Origin of the sequence: Caecibacter sp. AF58-12pH5A (assembly GCF_027681725.1) — a bacterium.
Lineage (GTDB): Bacteria > Bacillota > Negativicutes > Veillonellales > Megasphaeraceae > Megasphaera > Megasphaera hominis.
Genome location: NZ_JAQDBC010000014.1, coordinates 14,713 through 28,196, shown reverse-complemented (window position 1 = coordinate 28,196; position 13,484 = coordinate 14,713). Strand labels below are relative to the sequence as shown.

General features: G+C 51.2%; 19 protein-coding genes. All 19 read right to left on the bottom strand.

Translation table 11 applies throughout. The annotated features are described in order from the left end of the window. Positions 1–18: 18 nt before the first annotated feature. Positions 19–441: a hypothetical protein gene (locus PGX44_RS07715; RefSeq protein ID WP_498854906.1), complete on the bottom strand. Its 423-nt coding sequence runs from the start codon at positions 439–441 to the stop codon at positions 19–21. Between the two features lie 365 nt (positions 442–806). After that, positions 807–1,085 (bottom strand): hypothetical protein, encoded by a 279-nt coding sequence (locus tag PGX44_RS07710; protein WP_498854905.1) that lies wholly within the window; start codon positions 1,083–1,085, stop codon positions 807–809. Between the two features lie 18 nt (positions 1,086–1,103). After that, positions 1,104–1,673 (bottom strand): N-acetylmuramoyl-L-alanine amidase family protein, encoded by a 570-nt coding sequence (locus tag PGX44_RS07705; protein WP_498854904.1) that lies wholly within the window; start codon positions 1,671–1,673, stop codon positions 1,104–1,106. Beyond that, on the bottom strand, positions 1,657–1,854 hold the full coding sequence (locus PGX44_RS07700; RefSeq protein ID WP_498854903.1) for a hypothetical protein: 198 nt from the start codon (positions 1,852–1,854) through the stop codon (positions 1,657–1,659). Before PGX44_RS07700 ends, PGX44_RS07705 begins: the two co-directional genes overlap by 17 nt. Further along, on the bottom strand, positions 1,844–2,104 hold the full coding sequence (locus PGX44_RS07695; protein WP_498854902.1) for a hypothetical protein: 261 nt from the start codon (positions 2,102–2,104) through the stop codon (positions 1,844–1,846). Before PGX44_RS07695 ends, PGX44_RS07700 begins: the two co-directional genes overlap by 11 nt. Positions 2,105–2,106: 2 nt before the next feature. Next, on the bottom strand, positions 2,107–2,271 hold the full coding sequence (locus PGX44_RS07690; RefSeq protein ID WP_498854901.1) for a hypothetical protein: 165 nt from the start codon (positions 2,269–2,271) through the stop codon (positions 2,107–2,109). A gap of 16 nt (positions 2,272–2,287) precedes the next feature. Further along, complete coding sequence (locus PGX44_RS07685) at positions 2,288–2,722, bottom strand: hypothetical protein (RefSeq protein ID WP_440339554.1); 435 nt, start codon at positions 2,720–2,722, stop codon at positions 2,288–2,290. A gap of 12 nt (positions 2,723–2,734) precedes the next feature. Then, positions 2,735–3,610 carry a tyrosine-type recombinase/integrase gene (locus PGX44_RS07680; protein ID WP_440339553.1) on the bottom strand — a complete coding sequence of 292 codons (876 nt, stop codon included), beginning with the start codon at positions 3,608–3,610 and terminating at the stop codon, positions 2,735–2,737. Between the two features lie 1,134 nt (positions 3,611–4,744). Beyond that, a complete protein-coding gene (locus PGX44_RS07675; RefSeq protein WP_498854900.1) occupies positions 4,745–5,440 on the bottom strand; it encodes a hypothetical protein in 696 nt (231 codons plus the stop codon). Between the two features lie 24 nt (positions 5,441–5,464). Next, positions 5,465–6,112 (bottom strand): baseplate wedge 1 family protein, encoded by a 648-nt coding sequence (locus PGX44_RS07670; RefSeq protein WP_498854899.1) that lies wholly within the window; start codon positions 6,110–6,112, stop codon positions 5,465–5,467. Positions 6,113–6,125: 13 nt separating this feature from the next. After that, positions 6,126–7,577 carry a baseplate J/gp47 family protein gene (locus PGX44_RS07665; protein ID WP_440339550.1) on the bottom strand — a complete coding sequence of 484 codons (1,452 nt, stop codon included), beginning with the start codon at positions 7,575–7,577 and terminating at the stop codon, positions 6,126–6,128. Further along, positions 7,567–7,938: a contractile injection system sheath initiator gene (locus PGX44_RS07660; RefSeq protein ID WP_444322130.1), complete on the bottom strand. Its 372-nt coding sequence runs from the start codon at positions 7,936–7,938 to the stop codon at positions 7,567–7,569. Before PGX44_RS07660 ends, PGX44_RS07665 begins: the two co-directional genes overlap by 11 nt. An 11-nt stretch (positions 7,939–7,949) precedes the next feature. Further along, the gene (locus PGX44_RS07655) at positions 7,950–8,501 is read right to left on the bottom strand and encodes a Gp138 family membrane-puncturing spike protein (RefSeq protein ID WP_440339548.1); all 552 of its coding nucleotides are present in this window, start codon (positions 8,499–8,501) and stop codon (positions 7,950–7,952) included. A gap of 14 nt (positions 8,502–8,515) precedes the next feature. Beyond that, positions 8,516–9,853: a phage protein gene (locus PGX44_RS07650; RefSeq protein ID WP_440339547.1), complete on the bottom strand. Its 1,338-nt coding sequence runs from the start codon at positions 9,851–9,853 to the stop codon at positions 8,516–8,518. Then, a complete protein-coding gene (locus tag PGX44_RS07645; protein ID WP_498854898.1) occupies positions 9,831–10,178 on the bottom strand; it encodes a phage baseplate plug family protein in 348 nt (115 codons plus the stop codon). Before PGX44_RS07645 ends, PGX44_RS07650 begins: the two co-directional genes overlap by 23 nt. Beyond that, complete coding sequence (locus PGX44_RS07640) at positions 10,175–10,984, bottom strand: phage baseplate protein (RefSeq protein WP_498854897.1); 810 nt, start codon at positions 10,982–10,984, stop codon at positions 10,175–10,177. Before PGX44_RS07640 ends, PGX44_RS07645 begins: the two co-directional genes overlap by 4 nt. 13 nt (positions 10,985–10,997) lie before the next feature. Beyond that, the gene (locus PGX44_RS07635; RefSeq protein ID WP_498854896.1) at positions 10,998–12,782 is read right to left on the bottom strand and encodes a tape measure protein; all 1,785 of its coding nucleotides are present in this window, start codon (positions 12,780–12,782) and stop codon (positions 10,998–11,000) included. After that, positions 12,769–12,954: a hypothetical protein gene (locus tag PGX44_RS07630; RefSeq protein ID WP_440339543.1), complete on the bottom strand. Its 186-nt coding sequence runs from the start codon at positions 12,952–12,954 to the stop codon at positions 12,769–12,771. Before PGX44_RS07630 ends, PGX44_RS07635 begins: the two co-directional genes overlap by 14 nt. Continuing rightward, on the bottom strand, positions 12,951–13,478 hold the full coding sequence (locus tag PGX44_RS07625) for a phage tail assembly chaperone (protein WP_440339542.1): 528 nt from the start codon (positions 13,476–13,478) through the stop codon (positions 12,951–12,953). The genes PGX44_RS07630 and PGX44_RS07625 overlap by 4 nt, the downstream gene beginning before the upstream one ends. Positions 13,479–13,484 lie beyond the last annotated feature (6 nt).

Genomic DNA, 13,484 nt, shown 5'->3' with positions numbered 1-13,484 from the left:
TTTGTTTTATCTGGCATCTTATGCCTTGAAAGTCGTTACGGCTTCTTTTAACAGCTCCTTTTTAAACGTTCTCCATTCTCGGTGGTCAATCCACCACGATGCCGAATTATTTTTATAGTAATGGTCGGTAAATCCATCGAAAAAGTCTGCGAAATCGTCTCCAGCGCCTTTGCGAATCGCTGGTTTTTCCTTCTCAAATTCTTCAATTTTTTCTTTCCGGATTTTGTTTGCCCAAGAAATCTGCTTTTCTGAGCCTTGTAATTCCGGCAGCTCATACTTTTCAGCAAATGACTTTTCTGCGCCCTGTTTTTCTGCTTTGTAGCAATCAGGGCACAGCCCATATTCTTCAAAATATTTTATTTTTCGTTCGCGTTCTTCCGCTTTACCGAATACTTCGATAGTTCCTTCATGGCCACAGCTGTATGTAATATTTACCTTCATTTTTACCGCTCCTTTCGACTTCTCCCGGGGCTTCCTTGTCCCTCTTTCTGATTATATTGTACTGCATGTAGTACAATATATCAAGTCTAATTTTAGATCTTTTCAGTTTTTTCTTTTAAGTTTCCTGCTCTCTGTCAATCAAAAGAAACAAAAAGGCTTGTCATACCGTTTTGGTAGACAAGCCTTTTTGCTTGATCGGGTACTAACGTACTAGTCAATTTTACAATTTCAATCCTCGCGGTCAGAATATCTCTGCCGTGACTTGACTATAGTATACCACCTCTCGCAAAATTTGCAACAAAAAAATAGCCCCCGGCCACGATCGTGACCAAGGGGCTACATACCATAAGTTTCATATTTCGCGGCTACTTGCTCATGTCAGACAATCCCATCTGGATGCTGTTGATAATAGCATCCACTGCGCTGTTGATGAGCTTGATATAGACGGAGTTACGGATTTTGACCCATGGCGACGTCGTACTATTGATTTCAGCTTGGAGCGGGCCGGTGATTAATTTGATCTGCGATTCTACGAGCGGGCGGAGTTCGTCGACGGTGATACTTGATACGACTGCTGCTGCCTGAGCTTTCGCGATTTCTGCTGCTTTCTGTGCCATAACGTCTAAAATTTCTTGCTTATCCATGTTTTTATCCTCCTTAAATTACTGTAAGCTACATTCGTAGTCTGTGACGCCGCGCGCAATAGCCCGGGCAAATTCGTCGGTTCTGCTTTCGAGCAGCTCTGCATCCGCATCATTGTCGATGAACGCCGTTTCAACAAGTGCTGCCGGCATGTCTGTATGCTTGAGTACAATAAGCCGCGGCATTTCTTTTACGCCTCGATTGATAACTGGCAGCGATGTAACCAGCTGATTTTGTATTGATTTGGCCAGCGTGCCGCCGTTGCTATTACTGTCATAGCATTCGACTTCCGTGCCGCGGGCGTTGCCATTGCAAGCATTACAGTGGATACTAACAAATACGTCTGCGCCCCAGTTGTTTGCGTCTTCGCAAACAGGAACGGTGCGGTCCTCATAATCGCTATCATAATAGAGATTATCTGACTGCAATAAGCGGCAGTCACACCCGGCGGCGGTTAAATATTTCATGACTTTTGAGCCAATTTTAAGCGCCACATCGCATTCTCGCAAATCTACATCGCCGTTTGCGTCTGTATGTACAGCACCGCTATCGTATTTTGTATCGTGTCCGGGATTAATGTATACCTTCATTTTTATCGTCTCCTTTTTTATTTTGCAACGCTGTTTTTCCTGTTCCGCCGATATAACCAAGCAGCCCGCTTGCGATAGACATCGCCAGCTCGTTATGATTAAAAAAAATATCCATGATTAGCGCCGCGGCCAGCGCTAATATGACTAAGCAATCACTAATATTGATTTTTTCAAATATCATTGTTCAACCGCCTTTCCAGCGTGTCAATCCGATGATGCGCGGATGCGGCAGAAGATTCTACCTTTGCCAATCTTTCAGCCGCTTCTTGTCGTTTTTCATCTATATCTCGCAGCGCCTGCTGCATTGTCTTTATAACGCACGACAAACTATGAATAGATTCGTTCAGCGGTCGAATAACGGAAAAATTAAAAATCGCTCCGATAACTGTAAATACAGCCGACAGAGACCCTATAATACCTAACCATTCCATGCTCATGCCTCCGTCGTCTGCGTTGCCGTTTCCTGCGCTTTAGTCTTTGTCGCTGTGATTTTGCCGTTGTAGTCAATACAATTCTTATTCGTGCATAATTTTGTCGTTGCATCTAATTTATGTGCACAAAACGGGCAGCGTTTCGCTGGTTTAAATAACATTGCCATGATTTTCACCTCTCATTCAGTCTGCAATTGCTTCTGCATAGCTAGCTTCCAATGCTGTGTAGTCTGCTTGTATGCTTGCTTGCGCATCAGTATCGCCACGTAAAATGGCCGTAGCTAAATCGCTCGCCAGCTGTTTTTTTGTCGCAGCATAATCACTTTCAAGCTTCTGCCGCTCTGCGTACGCTTTTTCTTCTTGCGTCGGCTCTGGCGCAACGTACGGCGCAAAAGAGCCATCCGGCTGGCGACAATATTCTCGCTGCTCGCTGTTGTTGCCGAGCAAATTATTGTAGTCCTTGGCGTCTACAAAAATATATCCTTGCTGCAAAAGGCCATCAACATCAATCGACGTGCTTTGCACTGTGCCGTCATCTGCGACTTGATAATGTACTCCATCTGCGTACGTCGCCCCGCGCCGGCCGTCATCCCCGAACTTTATTAAATAATCCTTCATTTTTTTGCCTCCTCACTTGAGCATTTCGATATTTTCCCGCAGCTCCTCGATGCTTTTATGCGTATAGCCTTCCGTGACGGTCTGCTGCGCATGTCCCAAAATGCGTCGTCGTGCCGTCTCATTGGCTCCCGCCGTGTCTAGTCGGCTGGCCATGGTATGACGGCAATCATGCGTTTTATGTTCCATCCCGATCCGCGTCAAAAGATTACTCCAGCATTGTGTAAAGCGCCCATATGTGTATGGCTGCCCACGCGCGTCTTCGACGAGATACCGCGTGCTATTGTTCATTCTTTGCGTGACCAGCGGGAAAATCCGATGATGTATCGGGATATATCTGATGCCGGCCGCAGTCTTTGATTTCACGACATGCAAAAAGCGACGAGCCACGTCGACGTTTTGCCGCTCCATATTTAGCAACTCGTTAACCCTCATACCGGTATAAATCAGCATGAGAACAACGTCGGCCCCAGGGTCAGATTGATGCGTCCACAAAGTCGCAATTTCTCCTTCGGTAAACGGCCGATGCGGGCGCGGCTTGAGATTCTTTCCAATGTCTACCAGCGACGCGTAATTATGCTCGATATACTGCATAGCTACGGCATAATCAAGTACCATAGAGCAGATATTTTTTACCTTTTTCTTACTCGAGTACGACAGCCCTTGAGCTTGCATATCATCAATAAGCCCCTGCATGTCTGCCCATGTAATGCGGTCGATTGGGCGATTGAGCAATGGCTTGCATTTTGTATATGCATTGTGATAACTTGCCAACGAACTTTTAGACGGCTCATATCGTGATATATGTGCCGACTCCCACGCACGGAAGCACTCCCCAAATGTCGGCACAATTTTAAAATGCGGTATTGCGCGCTCATCTACATAGCGCACTGGCGATAAAATTTCGTGCTGCTGTACCCATTGCGCTTGACATCCGAGAGCGTCCGCATAATGAGCAAAGTACCCGATGACTTTTTGCTTTTTATTGTGGCTTACGACAAAAATATATGGTCGTCGTCGTTTGCCGGGCAGCTTTTTTATGCACCCGGCCCCATTTGGATTTCTCGTTTTTTATCACTCCTTTTTTCTTATTTCAATGGCGATTATAAAATCCGTATAAACAGTGGGTAATTAATACAGGCGTGCCGAACACTGGGGAAAGTATAGTAATCACATATCCCCTATTAATGTCTAATGTATTTGTAGTAGCATCCTCTGTTGATACTCCGAATAGCATATTGAGAACTGGAAATGTTACTACAAAATCTTTGGAATGGTCTATTACTAATACAGGCTATCGATCGTCAACTGTGAGAAGTATTATAATCGGTAACTAAACAGTGGGTAATTGATACGGGAGTAAAGAACACGGGAGAAGCGACACATATTGTTTTCCCAGTTGCATTTCAGAATGTTTTTTCGGTAGCAATATCAGTAGATACCCCAAATTGTGTTGCACAAACTACTAATGTGACAACTACGGGACTAGATTGGCGCTTGTATAGTACCGGTTATTCCTCAACAACAGTAAGAGGCATAGTTATTGGCAAATAGCAATCCATAAATTTGGGTCGCCACTCCCATGAGTCCCGGTTACGTATGACGCATCTGTCCAGTAGAAGCCGTTATTTACAACGCTAACTATTCTTACGATATATGCAACACTATCTCCCCCGTGTCTAGTCAGCGATACTGAAAGGCATTTAGATGCAGTAAGCGGGAATGGCTGGAACCACTGGTCTTGTTTATCACTAGTTCCAGAACACATTCCCCACTGTCTATATGGCCAGCAGTATCCATGTGACCGTGCTTTGCCCTGTGCCAGTGTATCCTTGTTGAGTTTCATAATCCGGAGTAATCATGATTTTGTCTGTTGTGCACTCTGTCCAGTACGGGCAAGCCACATAACCAGGAAAGTCGCCACTCCTCATCGTCATAACGGCAGCCATGGCATACGAGATGTGTAATGGTAGGGAAAAGCTCTGAGTGTAACCGTTTAATGCTACTAGCTGACTTCCCCACTGTTTACCAAACCAATGCTATCCATCTGAAGTTAGTGCTTTTACTGCACCGGACCCGGAATTGAGTTGCCGTGTGCATGTCACCGGCTACAGGTAGCGCTGGATCCGTGGGACTTACAACACCAACACTTCCAGAGCTCCCAGCGATAGGATAGGTAATATACTGGTCCGTACTGATTTCGGCAAGGTATCCCCACTGTATAATTAATCCTCCAAAATTCGGGCCAAGTGAAATATAGCCATTTTGCTTCGAGAGCCCCGTTATGCCCAACTTTTTATTTTTCCATGTGTTTCCGGACCACTCGACGTCACTGCCCGCGGCTAGTTGCTGTACAAAAGCACTCATTGCAGCTAGCGTAATTGCGGGATTATCTCGCCACGACGTGTCGCCAATAATCCCTTTCTCGACATTTGCTAAATTGGATAATAGCGTAATTAGATTATTTTTATCACTTGTCGGCACTTTTGTGTCGTCAATAGCGATGCCCCCGGGGGATGTAGTCCCGAAAGCATCGCTCATAATGTCGTGTAAATATTGTGATTTTTCATCTTGCATCCGCATCCATGAATCGAACATCGTTCGCGACGGCGGCACGCTACCGACAAAATGCCAGCCCGTCATATAATTTTCGGGGGTAAATTCGTATTTATCGGGTGCATTGCTTCCCCAAATCATAGAAAAATCTGTCTTATTTGCCATATATTACCCGTCCTTTCTTTCCTGTTAAAAAACAACAGAGATTTCATCAGCAAACGAGCCGACATCAAACCCTTTCGCGTTCGGCTGTCCCAGAAACCCGAAATAATTTTCGTACTCAAACATAGACATGCCTTGCACGCCGACGCCGCCAGCGCGGACAATGAGGTCTACCGCCCGGGCAATCGACAAGTCGTTCACATCTAACACCTTGCCAATACCAACTAATATTTTCGCGTTCCCTATCTCATTCAATACGACATACGGAGAATCAAAAAGGCGACGCGTGCTGACGATAGTATCCTCAGCCGTGCCGCTTGAAACGTCTTTGAAAACTTTTAACCATAATATTTTCCGATATTCCGGATCTCTTAGACTGACACTTTGCAGCCATGTCTCCCAAGGGGCGCGGAAGCGTCCCTGTTCAAACCCCAGTGTATTATCTTGCCCTTGAAAGCCAAAGAATGAAATTTGAATCGCGTCGGCAATTTGCCGGGGCTGATTGACGATAGTACCAATACCGTCCAGCTGTGCCCCTTCTGCCGTATCAATCCATCGTTTATCCCTCAGGTCGGAAAAGGCCTGCTCTAATTCGTCCAGCTCTTCACCTAATGCCTCAAGAATTGCCTGCAATATCTGCTTTCTCTGAAACTGTCCAATCAGATGGTTTTCCATACTTTCCGTGCGGTTACTGCTCATCTTGTTTAGACACCTCGATTCTGGTCGCGTCAAATACGGCAATCTGCCGGTCGTTGATACTTATATTTTCCGTCGTATATTCGTCTGCCGTGTCGCCAGTGCAGGCCGTCAGGCTGATATACCCGACGCCGGTCGTAGCCGAGAAGATAGACGAAAAATACCGCTGCAAGATAACGTCCTGCCCGATTTCCTGCGCCTGCCCTTTCGCCAGTACCGCGTCAGCGATTTCGTTAAGCGCCGCAGGCGGGAAGACTTCGTCGGGGTTTTTGCCGACGACAATCTTCATCCAGACTTTGACCTGCTGCGGGCGGTTGAAATATATCGTATGCTGCACGCCCTGCGAATCCGTAGCGACGCCGCTGTCGTTGCCGAATGTGTCAATGCCGCCGGTTTTCGTTTCCCAGAGTGCCTGGGCAATGTCGTCATTTTCCCCGCCTTCTACGACGGCCTCGATGGAGTGTGGCGGACGACCGTCAGAATCGGTCGCATCGGTCCGGTTCTCGTACACCTTGGATGTCGTAACGCCTGTCACGTTATCGACCAGGGCTTCGGCGATGGCGTCAATATTCGTGGACCCGCGGCTAAAGAGCGACCGGTTCCAGCGCTGCCGCAAATGGGTATCGGTTTCGGCATCCTGGCCGACAGACGCGGCGTACTGGTTCAAGACCCCGGTCCAGCCGGGAATCGAGGTGACAATTTGGTTGATGGTGCCGATGTCCGGATTGACAGCCCCGACCGTCACGCAGCGGAACTGAATCGGTGTACCGATAGAGCTGATAGTGACATTCTGGGCATCCGTTGCAAAGGTCTCCCCTTTGGTCGTCGTCCGTATGGACAGGACCCCGCTGTCGATAGAATAGGTAACGCCGGTAAAGTTTTTTGCCAAGGTACTCAGCACCTTGCTGGCCGTATCCCCGGAAACGGCGGCATAGCTGGCCGTTTTGTCATTGATAGTCAGTGTATAAACCGTACCGGCACTCACGGCACTGCTGATACTATATGCGGCATAGCAGGCCTTTTCTTTCGAGATGGCCGCATTAGTGGCGATACATTCCCAGTAGCTGCCGTTTTCGTTACTGCTGGATATCTGTGCCCCATAAGGGATGACCGTGCCGTTGGTGCCATAACAGGTAGCCAGCAGCCGGCTTTGTGTGCCGGAAATGGCCGAGATACCCGCCAGGCCCGCCGCATTGGACAGGCTGACGCCCGTGGCCGTGTTCGGATACATGGCGTTATAGGTGTTTTCGGCTTGCTCCCACAGGTCGGCGATTTCGTACGCAAACACGCCGTGAAGCTGCCCGAACAGGCTGTTGCTCCCAGTCTCGATTTCAACGCCCAGCCGGTCCGATACCCGGCGGTTGATGTCGGACAGGATTTCCGGTAGCCGTTTCCGCCGGAAGCCGTCACGGGTCAAGCCATAAACGTTTTCACTATCTGCCATATCCCAGCACCTCCTTTTTCGTGATAAATCCATAATCGGTATCAATCTCATACGATACTGTGAGCGTCCTTAAAATACGGTTGAATGTGAATTCGAGCTCCGTGACGCCTTTGACCCCCTCTACGCTCTGAATGGCCTCCGACAGGACTTGCCGGACGTGGGCCTCGTTGGGGTTCTTGACTAAGATATATTCAAGATAGGGGACACCGTCGCTCGTTTTCAGGAACCATTCGCCGAGCCATTCCCGCAGCGTAATGAGCACCTGTTGGGCGACCCGTTCCCCATTGTTGACGATCATCAGGTCGCCATTCCGGACGACCAAGTCGCCCGTCTGTACGTTCATTGCTAAATCATAGGCCATGTCTATGCCTCCTATTTCGGTGCGCTCGTGGTGCCGCCACTATCCCCGGTGTGGGTGTGCTTCGTCACGGAAATGCCTCCGACGACTAGGTCGCCGCCGGTCACGGTAATGCCGCCGGAGCTAATGACCATTTTTACGCCGCCGTTGAACAGGCAGACGTCGGACGGGCTGGCCGACCGGCATCCCCGGTTATACAGGCCTGGAATACAGATGGCGTCGTTGATGCTATGGCGCCGTTCATTGTCGCTGTCGCCGCCGTTCATGAAGTCGTCCAGCTGGGACTCCGCAAACACGAGCAGACAGCCATCACCGGCCTGTAATGGAATCGTGACGCCCGCTGTACCACCCAGGCCACTGGGAAATATGACGGGTACATGATGCACGATAGGGAACGGCAGGCTGCGTCCATCCTGCACCTTGAATTTCCCTACCGGCTGTACACTAGCCTGGCAGACGCCGGCATCGTAGTCGATGATTTTCCCAGGCATGGCGGTATGAATATTATTGACTGAACCAGCTATCCATCCGTCTACGATGTCCCGTAATTCATTAGATGATTGCATAAAAACACCTTCCCTTAACACTGGCTGGCTTTGATGATGTATTGTGGATACTGGTCGCCCATGTCGGTATCGCCGGCATGATACCAGCTTTGTTGAGTGTAGCTGTTGTGCCACATGCCACCGTTGCCGTCGCATATGCCGACATGCCCTTCGCTGTGGTCGTCGTTATAGAATACGATGACGTCGCCCTTTTCGAGCTGGCTCGGGTCGTATGGGATACAGTTGTCGCCGGCGTCGGCACAAAGACCGTCAACGCCCCACTGGCCGTTATCGTATTCCTGCTTGAGGAACGGCGAATAATAAGACCCGGCTTCCGTGACCCGGTATACGCAGCCGTCAGGGATATAGCCGCCCTGGCTGTTGGCCACGGCTTCACAACCGGCGTCGACGTTGGTACTGACTTCACCGCTTGTCCCGCCATTCCCATAGACGGCCGTGTTGCTGGCCGCATCACTTTCGGGAGACTGGAGCGTGGCGTTCCGGTCTACTAAATCGAGTTCGCTGTTCCATTCGTCGCCATAGGTATCTCCCGTATGGTGGGCCGACTGGACTTTGAACCAGCCTTCGACGTAACGGGATTCTACCTTGACCAGGTCGCCCGGGTTGAGGGTCGGCGACAGCAGCGTCTTGACCTTCCAGCCCGACGAGGCTGTCGACGGGTCCGTATTCTCGGCCTGCTTGCGCTTGCGCTTAGGCGTCGCCGTATTCGGCTGAGAGTTGGCCTTAGTGTACCATTCCGGGCTCCCGATAAGGCCGCTATCTGGGGCAAAGACCAGCCCTTTGTTGCTGACCGTGCCACCTTCCTTGATGAGCTGGATGATTTCGTTCTGGATGCTCCATTTGACGCCCGAACCATAGCATATAGCGTCGAGGGCATCGGCGGCCATGCCGACGAAGGAAAACCCATCCTTGAATGTGCCGAACTGGACGCCGTCGCCCCAGACGAGGGGCAGCCCCATTTCATCGGCGATGTACTGGATGATAGTATTGCCCGGAGTCCCCGGTGCAAATGATAGAGAAAAAGCCGTATCCCGAATGGCCGTCTGACCATCGGAGAGCGACAGTTCCGTCGTGACGTCCTTACCATCGTCTTTCGTCTGGGCACTGATGACCGACCCGACAAAGAGCCGGACGGCCCCGCCGTTGTCCTTATACCCAGCATAGAGCTCGACCTTGGTATCGGGAACGTTGATTTTATGCCGGGTCTCGTCGCTGAGGTTCCAAATGGTTAGTTTCCCCTTGTTCGTATTCTTCGACAGGTCTTTCGTGATGTCGAAAGAGATGCGGAGCGTATTGGCAAATTCCAGGCCTATCCCTGGGAACTTGACCCTATACTGCCGATTCCACAACATTCGTCAATTCCTCCTTCGGCATGTAGATCAGATGGGCTCTCCCACTGATGAAATCTTTGCGGCCAATATCCGAAATACTGGTACTGGACACGACGGCCAACAGCTCGCCCGGAGGCAGGCCCTTGATGCGGCGGTACGCATGGAGCAATGGAAAATTCGGCACGACGACGATACCGCGGACCAGCTCGGAGTTGTCATTATTGCAGACGTCGAGCGTCCAATACTGGCCGTCATCGTTCCAATTCAGCCGGAGCCGGTAGAGAATCGAGTCTAGGATGACCGACTCGACGAACGAATTGGCATCTAAGGCACTAATCGTAATCACCAGAGCACCGCCCCCATTCCGCCCATGGACTGGGCAATGGATACCGTAGCCATGGCCGCCGTATGTTCCAGCCCGACGCCAATGGCCCCGAACTGGCTGAGGTCGACGCTGCCTGTGGCAATCTGGGTCCAAATATCTTCATCGGAGGACGCATTTCCGACGGTACTGGGGTCGATGGTCTGGAGCCCAGTACCGATTTCCTCAGTGGCAGCCATACCGCCGTCTTTCCCGGTCTGGCCGGCTTTTCCCTGGGCATCGGCATTACAGCCGTCTTCCGGGATGTCTTCCGTCCGCTGCGTGACCCGGCGCACATATTGGAATTCCAGCGTTGCCTTATAACAGTACCCATCTTCGGAGCGCCTCGGCATGGGGGCGCTGGTCATAACCATGTCCGTATAGATGCCGTCGACGAGTTTGATGGTGACCGGTTCGCCTTTCTTCCAGATGTCCATAATGGCATCCATGACTCGGTTCAGGCTGTGGCGGGAACCGCCTAATACGGCCATGAACCAGGTGACCGGCGTCGGGGTAAACAACACTTCCATGGTCAGTTTCATCGGCTTGCGGATACAATGGTCCGAAATGGAAAAGCCGTCCTCTACTGGAAACTGCGTGACCTCCGACTCGAATGTCGTAACCCGTGACAGGATGACGTCACATTCGAGCATATCACCAATCTGTGCCGGTTGTGTCAGCTTCGGGAGCACGCCCGTATTACTGCATGGCATGAAGCCGGAACCGCCGGCTAATCCGCCTGCCAGACTGGTACCGATATTGCTGATATTACTACCACTCATAAATGCCATGATATCTCACCTCTTATCCATACGGCGAAAAGTTCGTACCGCTGGCAAACCCGATAGCGTCTTGCACTGTGCCAACGCTCAATTGATAATTGTTCGTATTCGAATAACTGTTCCCCGTCGGGATAACCCGGTTCGCAAAGCTTTCCAGGGCCGACCCTTCGGCGCTGATCTGACCGCCCATACCTAAAAAGTCTTTCGCTTTATTGATGAGCCCTGCCAGCCCGTCGGCACACCATTGGATGAATTCACCGACCTTCTGCAAGGCCGAGGCTACAGTGTCAATCAAAGCCGCCACGCCACGGAATACATAACCGGCCGTACTGAAAAACATGCCTAACGCCGTCACAATGACGCCGCCAACAACTTCAGCAATCATTTTTAAGGGGGGAATTAAAGCTTTAATGAAAGGCTGTATCCGTTCCCAGGCGTCGGCCAGGAAGGCAAGCCCCTGCTTCATCATCTCAAGCCCAGGGCTGAAAGCAGCCATGACTTCATCCCAGTGGTTCTTGACGAAATAGATGGCGGCCGCAATGGCGGCGATGACCGCCACGACAGGCCAACCAGCCGCGGCAATGAATCCAATGACGCCGGAAATAGCCCCGAACACGCCGGAGATGACGCCAGCCACGGCGCCGACAACAGTCCCGACAGCGGAAAATACCCCGGCCATGACGCCCACGGCCCCTGCAATCAGAATGGTTTTCGTGATAAGGTTGTCGATGCCCGTGGCCTCGCCAATCTGGTTGAGCAGATTGTAGACCGTCTTCAAGGCATCGCCGATAGCTACGATGTACGGATGAGCTTCCTTCGCCTTTTCAAAGGCTGCCATTGAGTCGGCCGTATCTCCCGGGCCCGACATGATGGTGACAATGTCGTTCATCCCCTGGGAAATCTCTTTAAATACCTGGCTCAGACTGGTAGCGATGTCGGAAAAGATGCCAGTGCCTTGTTCGATGCGAAGAATGAATATTTTCCACGAGTTGCTGGCCTGGGTCAGGGCTTGGCCAATAGTCAGCGGGATGCCATTGAATTCGGAATCAATGGCCGCCCCGCTGGCCAGGATGGCGTCGATGACCATATCAGACGTCAATTGCCCCTGTTTGCCCATATCTTTCAAGGCTGCTTGGGGCACGCCGATAGATTCGGCCATGTGCTGCATGAGCAGGCTGGCATTTTCATCGAGGGAGTGGAGTTCGTCGCCTTGAAGAACACCAGAACCTAATGCCTGGCCTAACTGCAAGATAGAGGCTTTTGCCTGTTCCGTCGTTGCACCGCCTAGCGTGAGGGCTTTAGATACAATATCCGTGGTCCTCATGGCGTCCTCTTGCGACCGTCCCATCTGCTTGCAGGCCCGGGCCGTACTGAAATAGAGGTCGCCCATTTCAGCCAGGGCACTGCGGTTATTCTGGGATAACTCATACAGCTGCGTTTCCACGCCACGCCGTTCTTCTTCGCTCGACGTGACGGAACGGAGACGGCCATCCAGGCTCATCATTTCATCGGCCGTGTTCTTGATGGCGCTGATGGAAAAAGCCGCGGCCATCGCCCCGGCCAGCGGCCCCAGGGAACCCATGAGGCTGTTGACGGATGACTTGATGCGGGAAATCCCCATCTCAGCCTTGGTGGCAGAAGCAACCATATTCGCCGCGCTGTTGCCGAACATACGGCTGGCCATGGAACTGGCCCCGCCGATGCCTCCCAGGCTCCGCTTGAGGCGGGAAATGCCGTTATTGGCCGCATCCAGGCCGCCTCGATTGACAGCAAACGATATTTTGGTAATCAGTTCACGGACGACCATGGCGCCCACCCCCTTCCGGCTTGTCATACTTCTTCAGGTTCGCGTACTCGATATCACTCTTCATGTCGAGATAATGCGTCATCCCGACAAGGTCGGCCAGGGACACCAGGCCGCTTTTCAGTTCCGTCATGGTGACCATGCCCGCATCCAGTACGCGGTAGATGAAGGTCATTTTCGTGAACTCTTCGGAACATTTGCCTGGAATGACTGCTTCAGCCCTCGCAACGTTCCGAGGACTCCAGTCGGGACGCTCGAGAGCTTGGAAAAATCCAGATAGTTGATTTTAAATACCTGAACCATCAAGACGATCATATCGAAAATGCGACCGCTATAGACCTCATTGACGGCGCTTTCGTCGAGCTGCTGGAAGTCTTTCGTGTGAAGCGGGGCGACGCTGACATAATCCGGGTCCAATAACATGGCAGATACTTTTTCCAGCGTGTCGCCGTCCATGCTGCGGGCCAGCCCATTCAAGGCGTCGGCCACGGTGTTGCCGATAAAGATGACATTGTTCGTGTCCTGGTCCAGCGTTTCTGGCCTGATACCGCCAATAGCGCCACCCAGGGCCGGGGCAAGCACCTTCTGGAGCTCACCCAGCACTTTCATGGCGTGGAACGGCGGGAACTGACGGATAGCAAAGGTATACTGGCCTTGGTCCCACTTCTTCGTTTCACCGCCCTGATAAATGATACTCATGCTTTA

Excerpts from the sequence above, each read along its gene's own strand:
- PGX44_RS07715 (WP_498854906.1), bottom strand. The coding sequence starts at position 441 with ATGAAGGTAAATATTACATACAGCTGTGGCCATGAAGGAACTATCGAA.
- PGX44_RS07710 (WP_498854905.1), bottom strand. The coding sequence starts at position 1,085 with ATGGATAAGCAAGAAATTTTAGACGTTATGGCACAGAAAGCAGCAGAA.
- PGX44_RS07705 (WP_498854904.1), bottom strand. The coding sequence starts at position 1,673 with ATGAAGGTATACATTAATCCCGGACACGATACAAAATACGATAGCGGT.
- PGX44_RS07700 (WP_498854903.1), bottom strand. The coding sequence starts at position 1,854 with ATGATATTTGAAAAAATCAATATTAGTGATTGCTTAGTCATATTAGCG.
- PGX44_RS07695 (WP_498854902.1), bottom strand. The coding sequence starts at position 2,104 with ATGGAATGGTTAGGTATTATAGGGTCTCTGTCGGCTGTATTTACAGTT.
- PGX44_RS07690 (WP_498854901.1), bottom strand. The coding sequence starts at position 2,271 with ATGGCAATGTTATTTAAACCAGCGAAACGCTGCCCGTTTTGTGCACAT.
- PGX44_RS07685 (WP_440339554.1), bottom strand. The coding sequence starts at position 2,722 with ATGAAGGATTATTTAATAAAGTTCGGGGATGACGGCCGGCGCGGGGCG.
- PGX44_RS07675 (WP_498854900.1), bottom strand. The coding sequence starts at position 5,440 with ATGGCAAATAAGACAGATTTTTCTATGATTTGGGGAAGCAATGCACCC.
- PGX44_RS07670 (WP_498854899.1), bottom strand. The coding sequence starts at position 6,112 with ATGGAAAACCATCTGATTGGACAGTTTCAGAGAAAGCAGATATTGCAG.
- PGX44_RS07665 (WP_440339550.1), bottom strand. The coding sequence starts at position 7,577 with ATGGCAGATAGTGAAAACGTTTATGGCTTGACCCGTGACGGCTTCCGG.
- PGX44_RS07660 (WP_444322130.1), bottom strand. The coding sequence starts at position 7,938 with ATGGCCTATGATTTAGCAATGAACGTACAGACGGGCGACTTGGTCGTC.
- PGX44_RS07655 (WP_440339548.1), bottom strand. The coding sequence starts at position 8,501 with ATGCAATCATCTAATGAATTACGGGACATCGTAGACGGATGGATAGCT.
- PGX44_RS07650 (WP_440339547.1), bottom strand. The coding sequence starts at position 9,853 with ATGTTGTGGAATCGGCAGTATAGGGTCAAGTTCCCAGGGATAGGCCTG.
- PGX44_RS07640 (WP_498854897.1), bottom strand. The coding sequence starts at position 10,984 with ATGGCATTTATGAGTGGTAGTAATATCAGCAATATCGGTACCAGTCTG.
- PGX44_RS07635 (WP_498854896.1), bottom strand. The coding sequence starts at position 12,782 with ATGGTCGTCCGTGAACTGATTACCAAAATATCGTTTGCTGTCAATCGA.
- PGX44_RS07630 (WP_440339543.1), bottom strand. The coding sequence starts at position 12,954 with ATGACCTTCATCTACCGCGTACTGGATGCGGGCATGGTCACCATGACG.
- PGX44_RS07625 (WP_440339542.1), bottom strand. The coding sequence starts at position 13,478 with ATGAGTATCATTTATCAGGGCGGTGAAACGAAGAAGTGGGACCAAGGC.